18 protein-coding genes are annotated in these 13,733 nt (G+C 52.1%); 14 read left to right on the top strand and 4 right to left on the bottom strand.

Features of this window, described 5'->3' with window-relative positions; genetic code table 11:
• Positions 1–8 precede the first annotated feature (8 nt).
• The 8 genes from IPM09_04525 to IPM09_04490 all read left to right on the top strand — a co-directional run bounded on the left by IPM09_04525 (position 9) and on the right by IPM09_04490 (position 4,138).
• Positions 9–182 (top strand): hypothetical protein, encoded by a 174-nt coding sequence (locus IPM09_04525; GenBank protein QQS21755.1) that lies wholly within the window; start codon positions 9–11, stop codon positions 180–182.
• Between the two features lie 13 nt (positions 183–195).
• A complete protein-coding gene (locus IPM09_04520) occupies positions 196–390 on the top strand; it encodes a hypothetical protein (protein QQS21754.1) in 195 nt (64 codons plus the stop codon).
• An 89-nt stretch (positions 391–479) separates the two neighbouring features.
• Positions 480–1,526, top strand: coding sequence for a ribonucleotide-diphosphate reductase subunit beta (locus IPM09_04515; protein QQS21753.1), 1,047 nt, complete (start codon positions 480–482; stop codon positions 1,524–1,526).
• 4 nt (positions 1,527–1,530) lie between these two features.
• Positions 1,531–2,055: a DUF84 family protein gene (locus IPM09_04510; protein ID QQS21752.1), complete on the top strand. Its 525-nt coding sequence runs from the start codon at positions 1,531–1,533 to the stop codon at positions 2,053–2,055.
• Positions 2,056–2,129: 74 nt separating this feature from the next.
• Positions 2,130–2,624 carry a hypothetical protein gene (locus tag IPM09_04505; protein ID QQS21751.1) on the top strand — a complete coding sequence of 165 codons (495 nt, stop codon included), beginning with the start codon at positions 2,130–2,132 and terminating at the stop codon, positions 2,622–2,624.
• A 105-nt stretch (positions 2,625–2,729) separates the two neighbouring features.
• Complete coding sequence (locus IPM09_04500; protein QQS21750.1) at positions 2,730–3,104, top strand: hypothetical protein; 375 nt, start codon at positions 2,730–2,732, stop codon at positions 3,102–3,104.
• Between the two features lie 16 nt (positions 3,105–3,120).
• Positions 3,121–3,711: a CYTH domain-containing protein gene (locus IPM09_04495; protein QQS21749.1), complete on the top strand. Its 591-nt coding sequence runs from the start codon at positions 3,121–3,123 to the stop codon at positions 3,709–3,711.
• An 85-nt stretch (positions 3,712–3,796) separates the two neighbouring features.
• Positions 3,797–4,138: a hypothetical protein gene (locus IPM09_04490; protein QQS21748.1), complete on the top strand. Its 342-nt coding sequence runs from the start codon at positions 3,797–3,799 to the stop codon at positions 4,136–4,138.
• 451 nt (positions 4,139–4,589) lie between these two features.
• On the opposite strand, the gene IPM09_04485 is transcribed toward IPM09_04490, so the two are convergent.
• Positions 4,590–5,924, bottom strand: coding sequence for a hypothetical protein (locus tag IPM09_04485; GenBank protein QQS21747.1), 1,335 nt, complete (start codon positions 5,922–5,924; stop codon positions 4,590–4,592).
• Positions 5,925–6,022: 98 nt separating this feature from the next.
• On the opposite strand from IPM09_04485, the gene IPM09_04480 reads away from it, so the two are divergent.
• Positions 6,023–7,234, top strand: coding sequence for an Nramp family divalent metal transporter (locus IPM09_04480; protein ID QQS21746.1), 1,212 nt, complete (start codon positions 6,023–6,025; stop codon positions 7,232–7,234).
• Between the two features lie 2 nt (positions 7,235–7,236).
• Here IPM09_04480 and IPM09_04475 read toward each other — a convergent pair whose 3' ends face one another.
• Together IPM09_04475 and IPM09_04470 are read right to left on the bottom strand one after the other, a co-directional pair.
• A complete protein-coding gene (locus tag IPM09_04475; protein ID QQS21745.1) occupies positions 7,237–7,953 on the bottom strand; it encodes a sulfite exporter TauE/SafE family protein in 717 nt (238 codons plus the stop codon).
• Positions 7,954–8,418 (bottom strand): thioredoxin family protein, encoded by a 465-nt coding sequence (locus IPM09_04470; protein ID QQS21744.1) that lies wholly within the window; start codon positions 8,416–8,418, stop codon positions 7,954–7,956. It lies immediately after the preceding gene.
• Positions 8,419–8,609: 191 nt separating this feature from the next.
• Here IPM09_04470 and IPM09_04465 point away from each other — a divergent pair, with 191 nt between their 5' ends.
• Positions 8,610–10,208 (top strand): CTP synthase, encoded by a 1,599-nt coding sequence (locus tag IPM09_04465; GenBank protein ID QQS21743.1) that lies wholly within the window; start codon positions 8,610–8,612, stop codon positions 10,206–10,208.
• On the opposite strand, the gene IPM09_04460 is transcribed toward IPM09_04465, so the two are convergent.
• On the bottom strand, positions 10,173–10,457 hold the full coding sequence (locus tag IPM09_04460; protein ID QQS21742.1) for a hypothetical protein: 285 nt from the start codon (positions 10,455–10,457) through the stop codon (positions 10,173–10,175). The genes IPM09_04465 and IPM09_04460 overlap by 36 nt on opposite strands.
• 77 nt (positions 10,458–10,534) lie before the next feature.
• Between IPM09_04460 and IPM09_04455 the strand changes: the two genes are divergently transcribed.
• From IPM09_04455 to IPM09_04440, 4 genes are all read left to right on the top strand, one after another.
• The gene (locus IPM09_04455; GenBank protein QQS21741.1) at positions 10,535–10,681 is read left to right on the top strand and encodes a hypothetical protein; all 147 of its coding nucleotides are present in this window, start codon (positions 10,535–10,537) and stop codon (positions 10,679–10,681) included.
• A 62-nt stretch (positions 10,682–10,743) separates the two neighbouring features.
• Entirely contained in the window at positions 10,744–11,556 is an 813-nt protein-coding gene (locus IPM09_04450) for a hypothetical protein (protein QQS21740.1), read from the top strand.
• A gap of 56 nt (positions 11,557–11,612) precedes the next feature.
• The gene (argS, locus tag IPM09_04445) at positions 11,613–13,304 is read left to right on the top strand and encodes an arginine--tRNA ligase (protein QQS21739.1); all 1,692 of its coding nucleotides are present in this window, start codon (positions 11,613–11,615) and stop codon (positions 13,302–13,304) included.
• 71 nt (positions 13,305–13,375) lie between these two features.
• Complete coding sequence (locus IPM09_04440) at positions 13,376–13,717, top strand: MscL family protein (protein QQS21738.1); 342 nt, start codon at positions 13,376–13,378, stop codon at positions 13,715–13,717.
• The last annotated feature ends 16 nt before the right edge of the window (positions 13,718–13,733 follow it).

The raw sequence follows: 13,733 nt of genomic DNA, 5'->3' as shown, positions 1-13,733 counted from the left end.
GAGGGGATATGAACGCATCTACTATCATCAATGACACCATGACACTCGAAGAAAAACTGCAGGCAATCAGCGATGCTATGGAGCAGGCTCAAACAGCTGCCAATGAAGCGGCAACTGCACGTGGCGAGGTTGCAGCACCGATCGATCCAGCCGACCTGACCATGTGCGACGGTTGCCAGTAGGGGGAGTGTAGGGATGACTCCTGAACAACGGGCACTGCTTGCAGTGCAGTATCCTGGCCATACCTTCGCTGACTACGGTACGCACATCGTGGCAACACCGGAAGACCAACCAACGACCGAAGAGGTACTGAAAGAAGCCTTTCGTCGCCTCGGCTTCCACTATGTCCGGTATGCCGAGGCAGGGGATGCGCTCGAGCATGCTTGCTAGCAAACGCGGACCATACTACCAAGGGTCCCATAAATATGACATAATAGTACTATCGAGATACTAATACGAATTGATAAAGGAGGAATACTATGGGAAAGATACTAGGCGCTGGTATCCAAGACGGCTTGTTACTCAAGCCAATCCACTACCAATGGGCGATGGATTTGTATGACCAAGCGGTTGCCAACACGTGGTTCCCCAACGAGATTCAGTTGGCACAAGACCTTGCAGACTGGGAAAAGATGACCGAAGAAGAGCGCCACGCGGTGACGTTCCTCATGAGCTATTTCAACCCTAACGAGCTGCTGGTCAACAAAGCACTAGCATTTGGCGTCTACCCCTACGTCAATGCCGCCGAGTGTCACCTATACCTTGCAAAGCAAATGTGGGAAGAGGCCAACCACTGTATGGCCTTTGAGTACGTACTTGATACCTTTCCAATTGACCGCGAAAAAGCTTATAGCGCTCATGTTGATGAAAAGGTGATGGCCATCAAAGAAGAGTTTGAGACCAAATATATCAAGCGTATGACCGAAGACACGATGGATATCACGACAACAGAGGGCAAAAAAGACTTCATCCGCAACCTCATCGCCTACAATATCATCCTTGAAGGTATTTGGTTCTACTCTGGCTTTATGGTTGCATTGTCGTTCCGACAACGAAATCTGCTTCGAAACTTTGGTAGTCTGATTGACTGGATTGTGCGTGACGAGAGTCTACACCTCAAATTTGGCATCAATCTCATTCTTACGGTTATTGAAGAAAACGAGGACCTACAGGACCCAGCATTTGCCGAAGAGATTAAGCAAATGATTCTTGACGGCGTGGCTATGGAAGAAGAATACAACAAGGCGCTACTACCAAACGGTATTCTAGGCCTCAATGCCGACTATATTAATCAGTACGTAAAATACCTGACCGATCGACGCCTGGAAGAGTTGGGTTTCGAGCCGCACTACAATGTGAGCAATCCCGCTAAGTGGATGGCAACCGCGAATGACACCTACGAACTCGTCAACTTTTTCGAAAGTACCAACACCAGCTACGAAGTAAACGCGGGTAACGCCGAAGCCAAGCTCAAAGCGACGACCGACGGCACCGAAGAAGAACCAACCGAAAACGACGACAAATAGCGAGATGGCCGAGCGTCATCACCGTCGCCTACATGTGAGTAGCCAGAGCCCAATCAAGCTTGGTGCGCTGCAGCATGCCATGGAGCGGGCCGGACATTCAGTTGATGTTGTGGGCTATACAACGAAAAGCGGAGTTAATGAGCAGCCGCTCAGCCTCGATGAAACAATCCGTGGCGCACTGAATCGCCACGCTCAACTACATGAGATTGCTGGCGCTACAGCAGGTGAGTATTTAGCGACGATCGAGAGTGGCAATGATACGCTCCACGAGGCGCTCGGATTTCGAGGGCTTTCGATCGTGATTATCGAGCAGATGGGCGGTGTACGCAAAATGGGGCTCGATGTTGACGTGGAGTTTCCACCTGAAATTGCCGAGCTTGTACCAGCCGTGTATCCAGATTTTGGCGTCATGATGCAGCAGCGCTACGGCAGTGAGCTGAAAGACCCGTACCCACTCGTGACTGACGGTAGAATAACTCGTGAGATGCTGCTTGAAGAGGCTGCGTATCGCGTCGCGTTGCAGCTATAGGTTGACATATACGTGTAAATTTGTCATAATACTGCTTTAGTACCCCCTACAATTCAGAAGGCAGGTGTATTTCAATGGCATCAACCAATGACCTAGTGTTCGGCCACGGGCTTGTCGACGCGCTGGGTGCGGCGGCTGAACAGGTCGGCACCAACAGGTTCGACGAGGAGCCAGCGACAACGCTCGCAGCCCTCATCGCTCTGGACGACCACTTCGGTCTGTCGCGTGTTGACGACTACGTCCTGGTCACTGCCAGCTACACCCTGTGGCTGATGGGCGGGCTCGAGGTGCTCGACCCGGACATCGCCGCGCGGTTGGAGGCACTCGCCGAGTGTGGCGACGACGATCCGCGCATCGCCGAACTCGACGCGCTCATCGCCAGTCGGCCTTTCGAGGTGCAGATGGTGGAAGCCTACGACCCGCCGCCATTCATGGTGGGCCGGGTGTTCCGCATTCGCGTCATGAACGAGGCACAGGCCGAGCAGCTACCAGGGATGGTCACCGTACGAGCCAATGGTGACGTCATCTCACTGCCCCGCGGTGAGGTGACGAACGTCAACGATCTGTAGGGTGCCCCCGGCCGTGTGTGTATCCGCAAGGAGCGCACACGGCCATATTTTATTGTGGTACAATACAAAACAAATAGGTTTGGGTGGACGTCACAGGGGAGAATAATGAGCGCGCAGCAGGAACGGCCACCAACATTTGTACTACTAGAAAGCCCGTTTGCGGCCGATACTGAAGAGGGCTTACGGGCCAACCACGACTACGCGATGGCGGCGATGCGCGACGCGCTCATGCGTCACCACGAGGCGCCGTTTGCTAGCCATTTGCTGTACACGCAGATGCTTGATGACACGGTGCCGATTGAACGGCATATTGGGATTGAGGCTGGCCTGGCAATCGGTATGTTTGCCGAGCGTACCGTGGTGTATATGGACCGCGGTATTAGCCGCGGCATGCGGTATGGCATCGACAACGCCAAGAAAGCTGGCCGGCCGATTGTCTATCGTAGTCTCAATGACTTTCCCACTAGTTTTGAAGAGTAGCTTATACTTAGGTAGTATGAAGCCAGAAATTGAAGCGAAATTTATGGATATAGACATAGACGATGTTCGTGCGCGACTGACTAGGGCAGGCGCCTCGTGCACCGCACCTATGCGCCTCATGCGCCGCGTACTCATAGAAACCGAGCAGATGGCACGCGATGATGCTTTTGTGCGCCTGCGCGACGAAGGCGATAAAGTGACGCTTACCTACAAGCAGTTTCATGGCGACCAAGCGCACAGCGCGAGCGAGCACGAAGTACCTGTGAGTGGTTTTGATACCGCGCTCGAAATTCTAAAAGCTTGCGGACTTATGGTGCAGACTTACCAAGAGAGCAAACGTGAAACCTGGCAGCTAGGGGAGTGTGAAGTGGTGATCGACGAGTGGCCGTGGATGAACCCGTATATCGAGATCGAGGGCGAATCAGAAGCAGCTGTCAAAAAAACCGCTGGCCTACTTGGCTTTGATTGGGCCGCGGTGGTGTTCGGCGGTGCCGATGTGATTTACCAGCGCATGTTCCCCCGTATGACAGTACGCGGGGTGATTGACGTACCCGAAGTACGCTTTGGTGACCCAGTGCCCAAAGTATTTGGGAAGCAGTTGCAGTAGAGTATTGTATATTCTCATAAAAATGATATAATTTCAAATAGTCTTCCCGAACATTGGGTTTGGGATGTTCTTTCAAGGAGGCGCTATGTCGCAACCAGGTCAGTTCGACTTTTTTCACACCCGTGACGGACGGGGTGCCAAGGGTGTGAAAAATGACTACAAAAAGCGCATGCGGGCTTATCGGTGGAATGCCCGCGTGTATAACTTCTTTCGTCGCCCGATCTACAGGGTGCTCACCATCACGGTGATTGCAACGGCGGTGTGGTACTTCACGCACAGCCTGCTGTTCGCCGCTACCGCTGCGGCAGTGGCTGTGCCAGTGGTCTGGTGGCTGTTCAACGGCTTCCGCGCCGGGACGTACCGCCAGTTCAACGGGCATGCCTGGACGCCGGGCACTGGCCCGGTGCGAGCTCGCGACTATCACTGACCCTTGCTATGGCGTACCGTTTCCCACCAGGAGCGGTACGCCTTTTCCATGTCTATCGAAGAAAAAGAAAATGGGGCCGGTGCAAGGCTGCACTGGCCCCTTGCGGGGGATGGACGTTTCTGGCCTTCTGCCCCCCACGGGCAGATACCAGCAATACGCCAAGGTCTGTTGTCGCTTTGCGGCGACCGCCCGTACCTGGTGAGGCGACTTGTCGGTCGGTTCACTGGGCGTTCTCTCTGCATATGACAAGTAGTTTCACAGAGATAGGAACGCGGCAGCAGGGTAATGACCTTAGCGCTCAGTACAGGCTTGCCCGTCCGAGCTACGTTGGGAATGGTCTGACCCTGGAGAGACAATGTCTCCGTCAGATCCAAACATCGATCGCTTACCCAACACATCGACCTTTTCATTATAGCATAGAAATAATAGAAAGTCAATAGCTTCGTACGAGCTACACAACTTCATATGCGGGTAATTTGCCCGTAGAGACATTTGCTGCTTTTATGGCTTGGAGTCGCTTGATGTTGTTGAGGCGGAAGTGTGGGTCGTAGTAAACGCGTACGACTTTGGTGAGAAATGCCAGTGAACGCTGTGCTTCGAGTTTGCGGTCACAGTTATTTAGCCACGTGTTTTGTATGAGATCATCGAGCGGGTCTTGGAAGTCAAAATCCACAGTTGAGTGTGCGCCAGATATATGCGCGCCACTCCGTGATGCATACACTGTGTCAACCTCGTTTGCCAGGTAGTATGACCGAACAATCGGGCGTAGCCCCTCGCGCCACTCGTAATTCCCTGGCTGGAGCCCAATGGCAACACGTTGCGGAGTAGCGATGACGTTGTGGATTTCAATACGGCTGGCGTCACACTGCGGTACACGATTCATAATATAATGCGCAGCATCATTCATTTGGCTTCCGCTGATGATCCAATCGTCAAGCAAAATTACCCGGTAGTTGTCGCCAGATTTTATAGCGCTTCTAGTTTCATCGGTATATTGAACGAGGCGATCGGCATATTCTGCCAGCTGGCTGTCACTAAAGTTACCAAGTATTGTATTAAAGAGGTATTGGTCACTTTTAACTGCCGCATAATTGTTACTTATGCCATCTCCCACGATATAAAGTGTTAATGTGGGGTCATCATCAAGGAGTTTCCTCCAATAGGCGGCAATGCCACGGGCAGCTTCTTGGTATTCTTTCCGTCCAACAAATGACATGTCGTCTAAGAAACTCTTTGCCTTGCGGCGCTCGTAAGAGCCTCGACCATGGGCCACAATGTAGCGCAACATATCAACGGTGTGCCGCAGTGCCTCGCCCTCAGTCATTGTGTATGTTTCGTTCCAAAACGTAAAGCTGATGCGGTTTGTCCTACTTTCATCTTGCGCCTGCTCGCGAAGTTTCGGTATATGTTTGACCACATGTTCACGCTCCATGGCTAGGGCAATTTGCTCAGGAGTTGGCTTTGCATTACTAGGCAGAATATCGATACGGTAAGATGACGTGTCGAAATCGTGTATACCACTTATAGTATAGGTAGTAATGCTAGCACCGCGGCGCGGCGCATAGGTTGCTTCTGCGTCGTTTTGAGCGATAATTGCTGTACGCCTTTCTTCGGCCTCGGGCGTCTGCTGTTCTATAGCCATGGGAGGAGTGTGCGTATCTGTCGCTTCAGTCGGGGCAGGGGGGGTTTCAATAGGGAAAGATAACGCAGTCATGCCCAACAGCTTCTTGATTTTGTCCTTCAGACTTTGTTTGGGCGTATGATCGATGCTAGCAGGTGTGGGCATAGTGTTTGTTTTGTAATTGGGTTGATTTATTTTATCGTAGCATAAACGCTATAAAAAGTCAACTACCTAATAGGGGTCGATGCGTGTAGAATAGGGGTATGAGATTGCGGCGACAGTGGCGAAGGATACTACGGCTACTCGGCCCGGCGTTTGTGGCGGCGGTGGCCTATGTCGACCCAGGTAATTTTGCGGCCAATTTTGGCGCAGGCGCAAAATATGGGTTTTTGCTGCTATGGGTGCTGGTGCTCGCCAACCTTATGGCGGCGCTGGCGCAGTATACGAGCGCGAAGGTAGGGCTTGTCACTGGCAAGTCGCTGCCCGAGCTAGTGGCCGAGCGGCTGCCGCGGTGGGGCAGGCGGCTGTACTGGGCGCAGGCGGAACTGGTGGCAGTTGCGACCGATATCGCTGAAGTTGTTGGTGGCGCGGTAGCGCTCCATCTGTTGTTTGGGCTGCCGCTGCCGCTCGGCGGGCTTATCGTCGGCATCGTATCGATGGCGCTATTGTACGTTTATAGTCATAAAGGCCAACCGTATTTTGAGCGAGTGATCGTTGCACTACTGGTCATTATCCCCATTGGATTCTTTGCGGGACTATTACAGCATCCGCCTGACCTTGGTGGCGCACTCGGTGGGCTGGTGCCACGCTTTGATGGACAAGAAACCCTGTTGCTCGCGACAGCAATGATCGGTGCTACTATCATGCCGCATGTCGTGTACCTGCATTCGGCGCTAGCGCGTGATCGACATGGCAAAGTGAAGCCCCGGGAGCTACGCCGGTATCTACACGCAACCAAGATAGATGTGGGTTTGGCGATGGCGATTGCTGGTACGGTCAACATATCTATGTTACTTTTAGCGGCGGCGGTGCTTGGTGGAACCGGTGCAGATAGCTTTGGTGATATATTTACTGCGCTTGGCGAGCGGCTTGGGCCGCTGGTTGCGGTGCTATTCGCTGTCGGGTTGTTGGTATCGGGTCTTGCGAGCACCGCGGTTGGTAGCCAGGCGGGGAGTGTGGTGATGCAAGACCTCATACGGGTGCCTGTGCCACTGTGGGCACGACGCTTGATCACCATGATACCGGCGTTATTTTTGCTCGTAGTTAGTTTTGACCCACTGTTCTTGCTGATTATTTCGCAGGTTGCGCTGAGTTTTGGGGTGCCATTCGCATTGGTGCCGCTGACGATCGTTTCGGCGAGGCGCAGTGTCATGGGCGACCAGGCAAACTCACGCCTTGTGTCGATGATACTCGGTGCGATTACCGCGCTGGTAGTGCTGCTCAACCTGGTATTGATCTGGCTGACAGTCGTATAGGGCTAGCGTGCGAGGAATGATTCGACGAGGATCTGCCAGTCGAAGAAGCCGCTCGATACGAGCGCAGTCTGGAATAGTTTATCGTAGCCGAATATGATGGCGATACCGATTACTAGGAGTAGGGCGCCGACTATGCGCCGGAAGGCGCCATGCGGGTTGAGTGTCCAGCCGAGCCTATGGGTAATCTGGCTGCCGCCGACGGCAACTGCGTAAAGAGTGGCGGTTAGTCCGAGAGTGTAAATAACGAGCAGGAGTAGCCCGTGGAGTGGTTCGACGGGCAAAATTGTCGCCACAATTAGCGCGTAGGTAGGGCTGCAGACGTTGAAAAGCGGACCAAGACTGGCGCCGAGCAGGTAATCTTTGGTATTGCCGGCCCCAGAGGAGGAGGTCGACATGAGTTGTTGGGCTTTAGTGGCGAACCCAGTTTTGAGGACTAGCTGCTCCCACGCGTTCGGCCACAGCAGTGATGCCCCAAATAACCCAATTATCACGCCACCTATGAACTGCCAGACTTCACGGGGGATATCGATAAACAGCGTCGTGGACTTGAGGAGAATACTAAATACAATGACCGACAAGCCAAGCCCGGCGAGCACACGGAGGCTGCGGCGCACCCCGCCTTGTGTCTGCGTACCGAGCATCATGGGGATAAGCGGCAGGACGCAGGGGGAAAGCGCAGAGAACACACCCGCAAGCAGCGCGGCAAGAAACAGTACCATCTATGTATTATCCAAAATCGCCTGGATAGATTTTTCTTTCCCATATGCCGGCCAGACGGAGATCTTTTCCCCGGCAGGTGTAATTCTGACAAACGTTGTTTGTACAACAACACCATATTGTTTGCGCAGATCAGTAGAACTGTCATGGTCAACTTTGAGAATCTGGACGCCTGTCGGCGGCGGCGTAGTTGTTAGTACGCTATTGTAGGCGCGGCACTCTGGACACCAAGGTGCGTGGAAGAAAAGGATGGTCTCGGTGTAATTCGGCGCACTCATTGCCTCTGGTGAGTAGTCGGTGTAGCGTCCGGGAGCGGGCGTCGTGGTAGCTATAGGCGTGACAGTGGTGTTCGTCGATGGCGAGAGAACCTTGTGAGGAGCTTGTGCTGGCCTCTGCTGGATGAGAATGATCGCTGCGCCAATTGCTGCGACCGCAGCCACGATACCGACAGTATACTTTGCCTTCATATCGTTAGTATAGCAGACTTGGGTAGTTGATTTTTGTTGGCTCGCGGGCAATAATAACGAGCAGTAAGTGTGCCCACAACCGACGGTAGGTACGCAGCTTTAAAGACCTTTGTCCACCAGTAGAGTAGAATGAACAACACCCTACGCTAGATATAGTGTGTCGTAGCGGCGTCATGCTATAATGAAATCCCATGGAAGAGCAATCATCGATGGGCAAACAGACAAAATATATTTTCGTGACGGGGGGAGTTCTTTCCGGGGTAGGAAAGGGCATAACTGCGGCCAGCATCGGCGCAGTGTTGCAGGCTAAAGGTGCCGCCGTTTCAATTCAAAAATGTGACCCGTATCTCAATGTAGATGCGGGTTTACTTAATCCTGCTGAGCACGGAGAGTGCTTTGTGACGAAAGATGGCGCTGAGACTGATCTTGACCTTGGCCACTACGAGCGCTTTCTTGACATTGAACTAACTCAAAAAAATGCCACCTTGCAGGGCCGACTGATGAGCAACCTAATCGCTGATGAGCGAGCGGGAAAGTTTGGTGGCAAGACCATTCAGCTGGTGCCGCACCTCACGGGTGCAATCCAGTCTGCCATTGTCGAAGCAAGCAAGGAAAGCGATGTGCACTTTGTGGAGATTGGCGGTACGGTGGGCGACTATGAAGGCCTTAGTTTTGTCGAAGCGATACGTGAGTTTGGGCGCCGAGTGGGGCGTGAAAACGCACTTTATGTACATGTCGTGTACGTCCCGTACATCGGCACCAGTAAAGAGTTCAAGAGTAAACCGGCACAGAACGCGCTGAATGATCTACGTGGGTTTGGTATCGTGCCCGATGTCGTGATTGTGCGCACTGATGAGCCTGCGCCAGAATCTATTGCGCGGAAAATTGCCATGTTTGGTGGTGTCGATGAGCGAGCAGTACTGATGATGCCCAATGTCGACAGCGTGTTTCGTATCCCTGAGAAGATTGCATCGAGCAGCTTGATGCCAATCCTTGATAAATTTACCGCTAACTATAACAAGCCAGACCTCAGTAAATGGACTGACCTCGTGACACGGCAGAAGGCTGTGAAAAACAAAAAGGTCACCATCGGCATGGTGGCGAAGTATCTTGATAATGAAGACACGTATATTAGCGTACTCGAAGCGCTTAAAAGTGCCGCTTGGCGCGAGGATGTCGAGCTGGTAGTTAAATGGATCAATGCCGAAACGGCCAGCGAGACAGATTTTGCGACAGTTGACGGTTTGCTCGTACCGGGTGGATTTGGTAAGCGTGGGATAGAGGGCAAAATCGCTGCGGCACGTTATGCACTCGATCATAACGTGCCGTATCTTGGTATTTGCTTAGGGCTCCAGGTAGCGGTCATCGCCGCTGCACGTAAGGCCGGACTCGAGCACGCCAACAGTACCGAATTTGCTCCAGATACTACGGATGATGTGGTGTATATCATGGATGGCCAGCAGGGCAAAGAAAGCACCGGCGGTACACTACGTCTTGGTGACTACCCGGCGCACCTGACAATCGACTCATTGGCGTATCGGCTCTACAAAGAGCAGGATATCGTTGAGCGGCATCGCCACCGCTACGAAGTGAACCAGCACTTTGCAGCTGCAATTGAACGCGGGGGCCTGGTGTTCAGTGGTATGTCGCCAGATGGCAAGCTGGTTGAATATGTGGAAGCGCCCGAAAACGACTATTTTATTGCGACTCAAGCACACCCGGAATTTCGTAGCCGTCCGACTCGCGCGCACCCACTATTTGTCGGGTTGATCGCTGCGTGTAGACACTAGCTGTCGCTCTTTTTGCTTAAACTTACGCAGCATGACAGCGGTTTCAACAATTTCTCCGACGATGGCCGTAACGGTTAGCAGCCCTAACCACATCCATAGATTTTGGTCGTTCGAGAAGTAGTAGTTAAGCGCACATATGGCAAGAAGTAGCGGGGCTGCTCCGAACAAGACAATTATTTGCATGATACTGTATGTTTGCCTAGTGAGCGGTATAAACCCATATGCCTTGACAGTAACTGGTTTTTGCATGGCCTAGACTATAAGGGTACAAGCTGAGCAAGTCAAGCAAGATTGACATTTAGTAATGATTATGCTATAATGAAATCATGGCAGAAGAAAAAATTAACACAGAAGCAACCGAAGAATTTACCATGGACGATGCAAGTGCGCTGCAATATGTGCTCGAGCACGTGCGCGGCGCAACCCCGGCATCAGTTTATCGACAGTCCGAATACATCGGCGACAGTGAATAGTCTATTTCAACGCTCGGCCCACTAGTATACAATTATAAGTATAAGCATAAAGTGGAGCGCGTATGGCAGATATAGAGGTATTTGATCATCAACAAGATACACCCCAGGGAGATTGGAATAACAGTGAGGTACCGGTCTCGAGTAACGAGAAGTTACATGGTGCTGAATTAGTAACGGCTGAAATCGAGGCTATGCCTCTTGGTGAGGTGACTGCAAGTATGGTAGACTGCGCCAAAGTTGCGATCGAAAAGAATCTGGGTCGTATTGATCTACCCCCAGAGCTTGCGATAATGGCTGGCGTGCGTATTGACGACTGCGGCGTGTTCACAGGTGATAGCCCTAGTGTCGAAACCAAAGTTTACGGTATTGAGCATCAATTTGAGGTACAGATTGTACGTGAACGCGTGGGCAGGGTAGGTACATTCAATACAAATAACGGCATAACTACATATGTAGACCATGTGGGACGGTACTCTGTTGCACCTAGTTCTACGGTTCTTATGGAGGCACTATCTGAAGCGGGATATAAGCAAGAGAGCGGTTATGTGTATTGTTCAAACGGCGATATGCCAGCCGACGCCTCGCGTATTAAGCAGTTGGTTGTGGCGGGAGAAGTTGCAAGGTCAATCGAAGTACTGAGTCGGCTTGAGAAAGTCTTGGGTATTAACAAGTCGAACGATGTTGCCGATTTGATCAAGCGCTGTGATGACGTGAATACGCCAGAGGGAAGGCGCGTGAACGAGGAAACCAAGATGCGTCAACAACAGCTACAAAGATATCGGCTCGCTATGCAGCGGGATATGATGCAGCGTGAGGGCGCACTGCCACCGCAAGCCGAGGGGACACCTGTCGATCATAACGATATCGATCAATAGACGCGTATAGCCCAAGTAGCGTCACCACCTCGCTAAGGTCGTGTATACTGGGGTGTATGGAGCAACTCGCGCAGCAGATCGAACGCACAATCACAGAACTCTATGGCATTGAGGCTACTGTTCGTTTAGAGCGTCCTGATTTGCAGTTTGGTGACTACGCGACGAATATCGCGTTACAGATTGCTGGGAGGCTTGGCAAGTCACCGCGCGAGATCGCTGAGCAACTAGGGGCAGCACTAGCACAGGCGGGTACGTGCAATGAGGTGACAATCGCTGGACCAGGATTTATCAACTTGCGGGTTTCGGCTCGCCAGCTGTATGACTCGCTCGCCAGCCAATGGTCAGCCCAGTACGGCAGCTCTAAGGATGGTGAGGGTAGGCTGGCGGTTGTTGAGTTTCCTAGCCCCAATGTTGCCAAACCCTATAGTGTCGGACATCTGCGACCAGGTAATCAAGGGTGGGCAGCTAAGCGATTACTCGAGGTAACAGGATGGCGGGTAATAACCGACAACCATATTGGTGATGCGGGTGCGCCGTTTGGCATATGGGTAGTGGGGTTCCAGCGGTTTAGCAGTGACGAAGCACTAGAGAGAGATGGTGTGTACGAGCTTGGAAGAATGTACATACAAACAAAAAACGCGCTCAAGGAAGAAGCCGAACAAGGTGGGCGTGCGATGGCCGATGAGGTTCAGGAATGGCTACTCAGACTCGAGCGTGATGACCCAGAAGCGCGTCAGTATAGCAACCGCTTTAAAACAATTTCGATGCAGCATATCCATGCCGTGATGGAACGGCTTGAGCTATCGACTGACTACGAATATGGTGAATCGTTTTTTGTGCCAAAGGGTAAAGCAGCGGTTGAGCAGCTGATAGCGTCTGGTGTAGCGACGCAAAACAGTGACGGTTCGGTGATCGTGCCACTCGAAGATGCTGGTTTTGAAGTGCCGCTACTAGTACAAAAGTCCAATGGTGCTGCGCTCTATGCCACAACTGACTTGGCAACGATACTATTTCGCGAGAACGAATGGCACCCAGACAAGGTAGTATATTGCGTAGGCGCTGAACAACAATTTTATTTTTCACAGTTATTTGCGATGGCCAAAAAGCTCGGTATTACCACTGACCTGTACCATCTGTGGTTTGGGGTGATTGATCAAATGGGCGACGACGGCGTGCGCCAAAAAATGAGCAGCCGCAAAGGTGTGGTGCTGATGGAAGAACTGCTCGATGTCGCTGAGCAAAAGGCGCGCGAGGTAACGGCTGATCGTGAGGTTGGTGCTGATGATATCAAGAAGATCGCGCTTGGTGCGGTTAAGTACACGGACTTCGTGGCCGATCGTCGGACTAACATATTGTTCGACTGGCACACAATTTTCGCGCTCAGCGGAAAGAGCGGTCCCTACGTACAATACGCTGCGGTTCGAGTAAACAAATTGTTACGCGACAACCCTGAGCGTACGCCGATGGGCGTATATGACTATGAGCCCGAGAAGGCAATTGTTGCTCAACTTCTTGATTACCCGCAAGTTGTACGCATAGCTGCCGAGCAGCTTGAACCGCATAGGGTGGCTGCGTATTTGTACAATCTGGCACGCGAAATGAACCGGTACTACGAACAGACGCCGATCGCAACTCAAGAAGTTGGTGAAGCAGAAAAGTCGGCACGGCTTGATTTGCTAGAAAAAGTGAGCCACGTGTTCGCACATGGGCTTGGAATTCTCGGCATCAGCGTGCCAGAGCGTATGTAGGGCTTGTCACTAGCTACGGTATGCTCTTATAATACGAGCTATCACTAAGCAATAACGGGAGAGTTATTATCATGGTAAAGGCAAATGTAAAAGGCCACGCAGGCGGGTTTATGACCTTCATTCGTGAGCAGGGTGTCGTGGGGTTGGCTGTTGGTCTAGCAATCGGTACTGCGGCTGGCGATACAGTGAAGCAGCTTGTTGGTGCATTCATTGATCCGCTTGTCCAGCTGATGATTGGCTCACAGGAGGGCCTAAAAGCTGCTGAATTCACCGTGAAGGTGGGTGATCGCATGGGTACCTTTACTTGGGGCGCATTTGTCAGCTCACTCATCAGTCTGCTGGCAGTTGCTTTTGTCGTGTACGCTATCGTCCACTTACTCAAACTCGATCGCGCTGACAAGAAAAAAGACTAAGTTTCAGATCGTTTAC

The sequence above is a fragment of the Candidatus Saccharibacteria bacterium genome (genome assembly GCA_016700015.1).
Classification (GTDB): Bacteria; Patescibacteriota; Saccharimonadia; order Saccharimonadales; family Saccharimonadaceae; genus Saccharimonas.
This window is presented reverse-complemented; position numbering and strand designations above follow the sequence as displayed.

Bases quoted from the DNA above. Each gene is read 5' to 3' on its own strand.
- IPM09_04525 (QQS21755.1), top strand. From the start codon at position 9: ATGAACGCATCTACTATCATCAATGACACCATGACACTCGAAGAAAAA.
- IPM09_04520 (QQS21754.1), top strand. From the start codon at position 196: ATGACTCCTGAACAACGGGCACTGCTTGCAGTGCAGTATCCTGGCCAT.
- IPM09_04515 (QQS21753.1), top strand. From the start codon at position 480: ATGGGAAAGATACTAGGCGCTGGTATCCAAGACGGCTTGTTACTCAAG.
- IPM09_04510 (QQS21752.1), top strand. From the start codon at position 1,531: ATGGCCGAGCGTCATCACCGTCGCCTACATGTGAGTAGCCAGAGCCCA.
- IPM09_04505 (QQS21751.1), top strand. From the start codon at position 2,130: ATGGCATCAACCAATGACCTAGTGTTCGGCCACGGGCTTGTCGACGCG.
- IPM09_04500 (QQS21750.1), top strand. From the start codon at position 2,730: ATGAGCGCGCAGCAGGAACGGCCACCAACATTTGTACTACTAGAAAGC.
- IPM09_04495 (QQS21749.1), top strand. From the start codon at position 3,121: ATGAAGCCAGAAATTGAAGCGAAATTTATGGATATAGACATAGACGAT.
- IPM09_04490 (QQS21748.1), top strand. From the start codon at position 3,797: ATGTCGCAACCAGGTCAGTTCGACTTTTTTCACACCCGTGACGGACGG.
- IPM09_04485 (QQS21747.1), bottom strand. From the start codon at position 5,924: ATGCCCACACCTGCTAGCATCGATCATACGCCCAAACAAAGTCTGAAG.
- IPM09_04480 (QQS21746.1), top strand. From the start codon at position 6,023: ATGAGATTGCGGCGACAGTGGCGAAGGATACTACGGCTACTCGGCCCG.
- IPM09_04475 (QQS21745.1), bottom strand. From the start codon at position 7,953: ATGGTACTGTTTCTTGCCGCGCTGCTTGCGGGTGTGTTCTCTGCGCTT.
- IPM09_04470 (QQS21744.1), bottom strand. From the start codon at position 8,418: ATGAAGGCAAAGTATACTGTCGGTATCGTGGCTGCGGTCGCAGCAATT.
- IPM09_04465 (QQS21743.1), top strand. From the start codon at position 8,610: ATGGAAGAGCAATCATCGATGGGCAAACAGACAAAATATATTTTCGTG.
- IPM09_04460 (QQS21742.1), bottom strand. From the start codon at position 10,457: ATGCAAAAACCAGTTACTGTCAAGGCATATGGGTTTATACCGCTCACT.
- IPM09_04455 (QQS21741.1), top strand. From the start codon at position 10,535: ATGGCAGAAGAAAAAATTAACACAGAAGCAACCGAAGAATTTACCATG.
- IPM09_04450 (QQS21740.1), top strand. From the start codon at position 10,744: ATGGCAGATATAGAGGTATTTGATCATCAACAAGATACACCCCAGGGA.
- argS (QQS21739.1), top strand. From the start codon at position 11,613: ATGGAGCAACTCGCGCAGCAGATCGAACGCACAATCACAGAACTCTAT.
- IPM09_04440 (QQS21738.1), top strand. From the start codon at position 13,376: ATGGTAAAGGCAAATGTAAAAGGCCACGCAGGCGGGTTTATGACCTTC.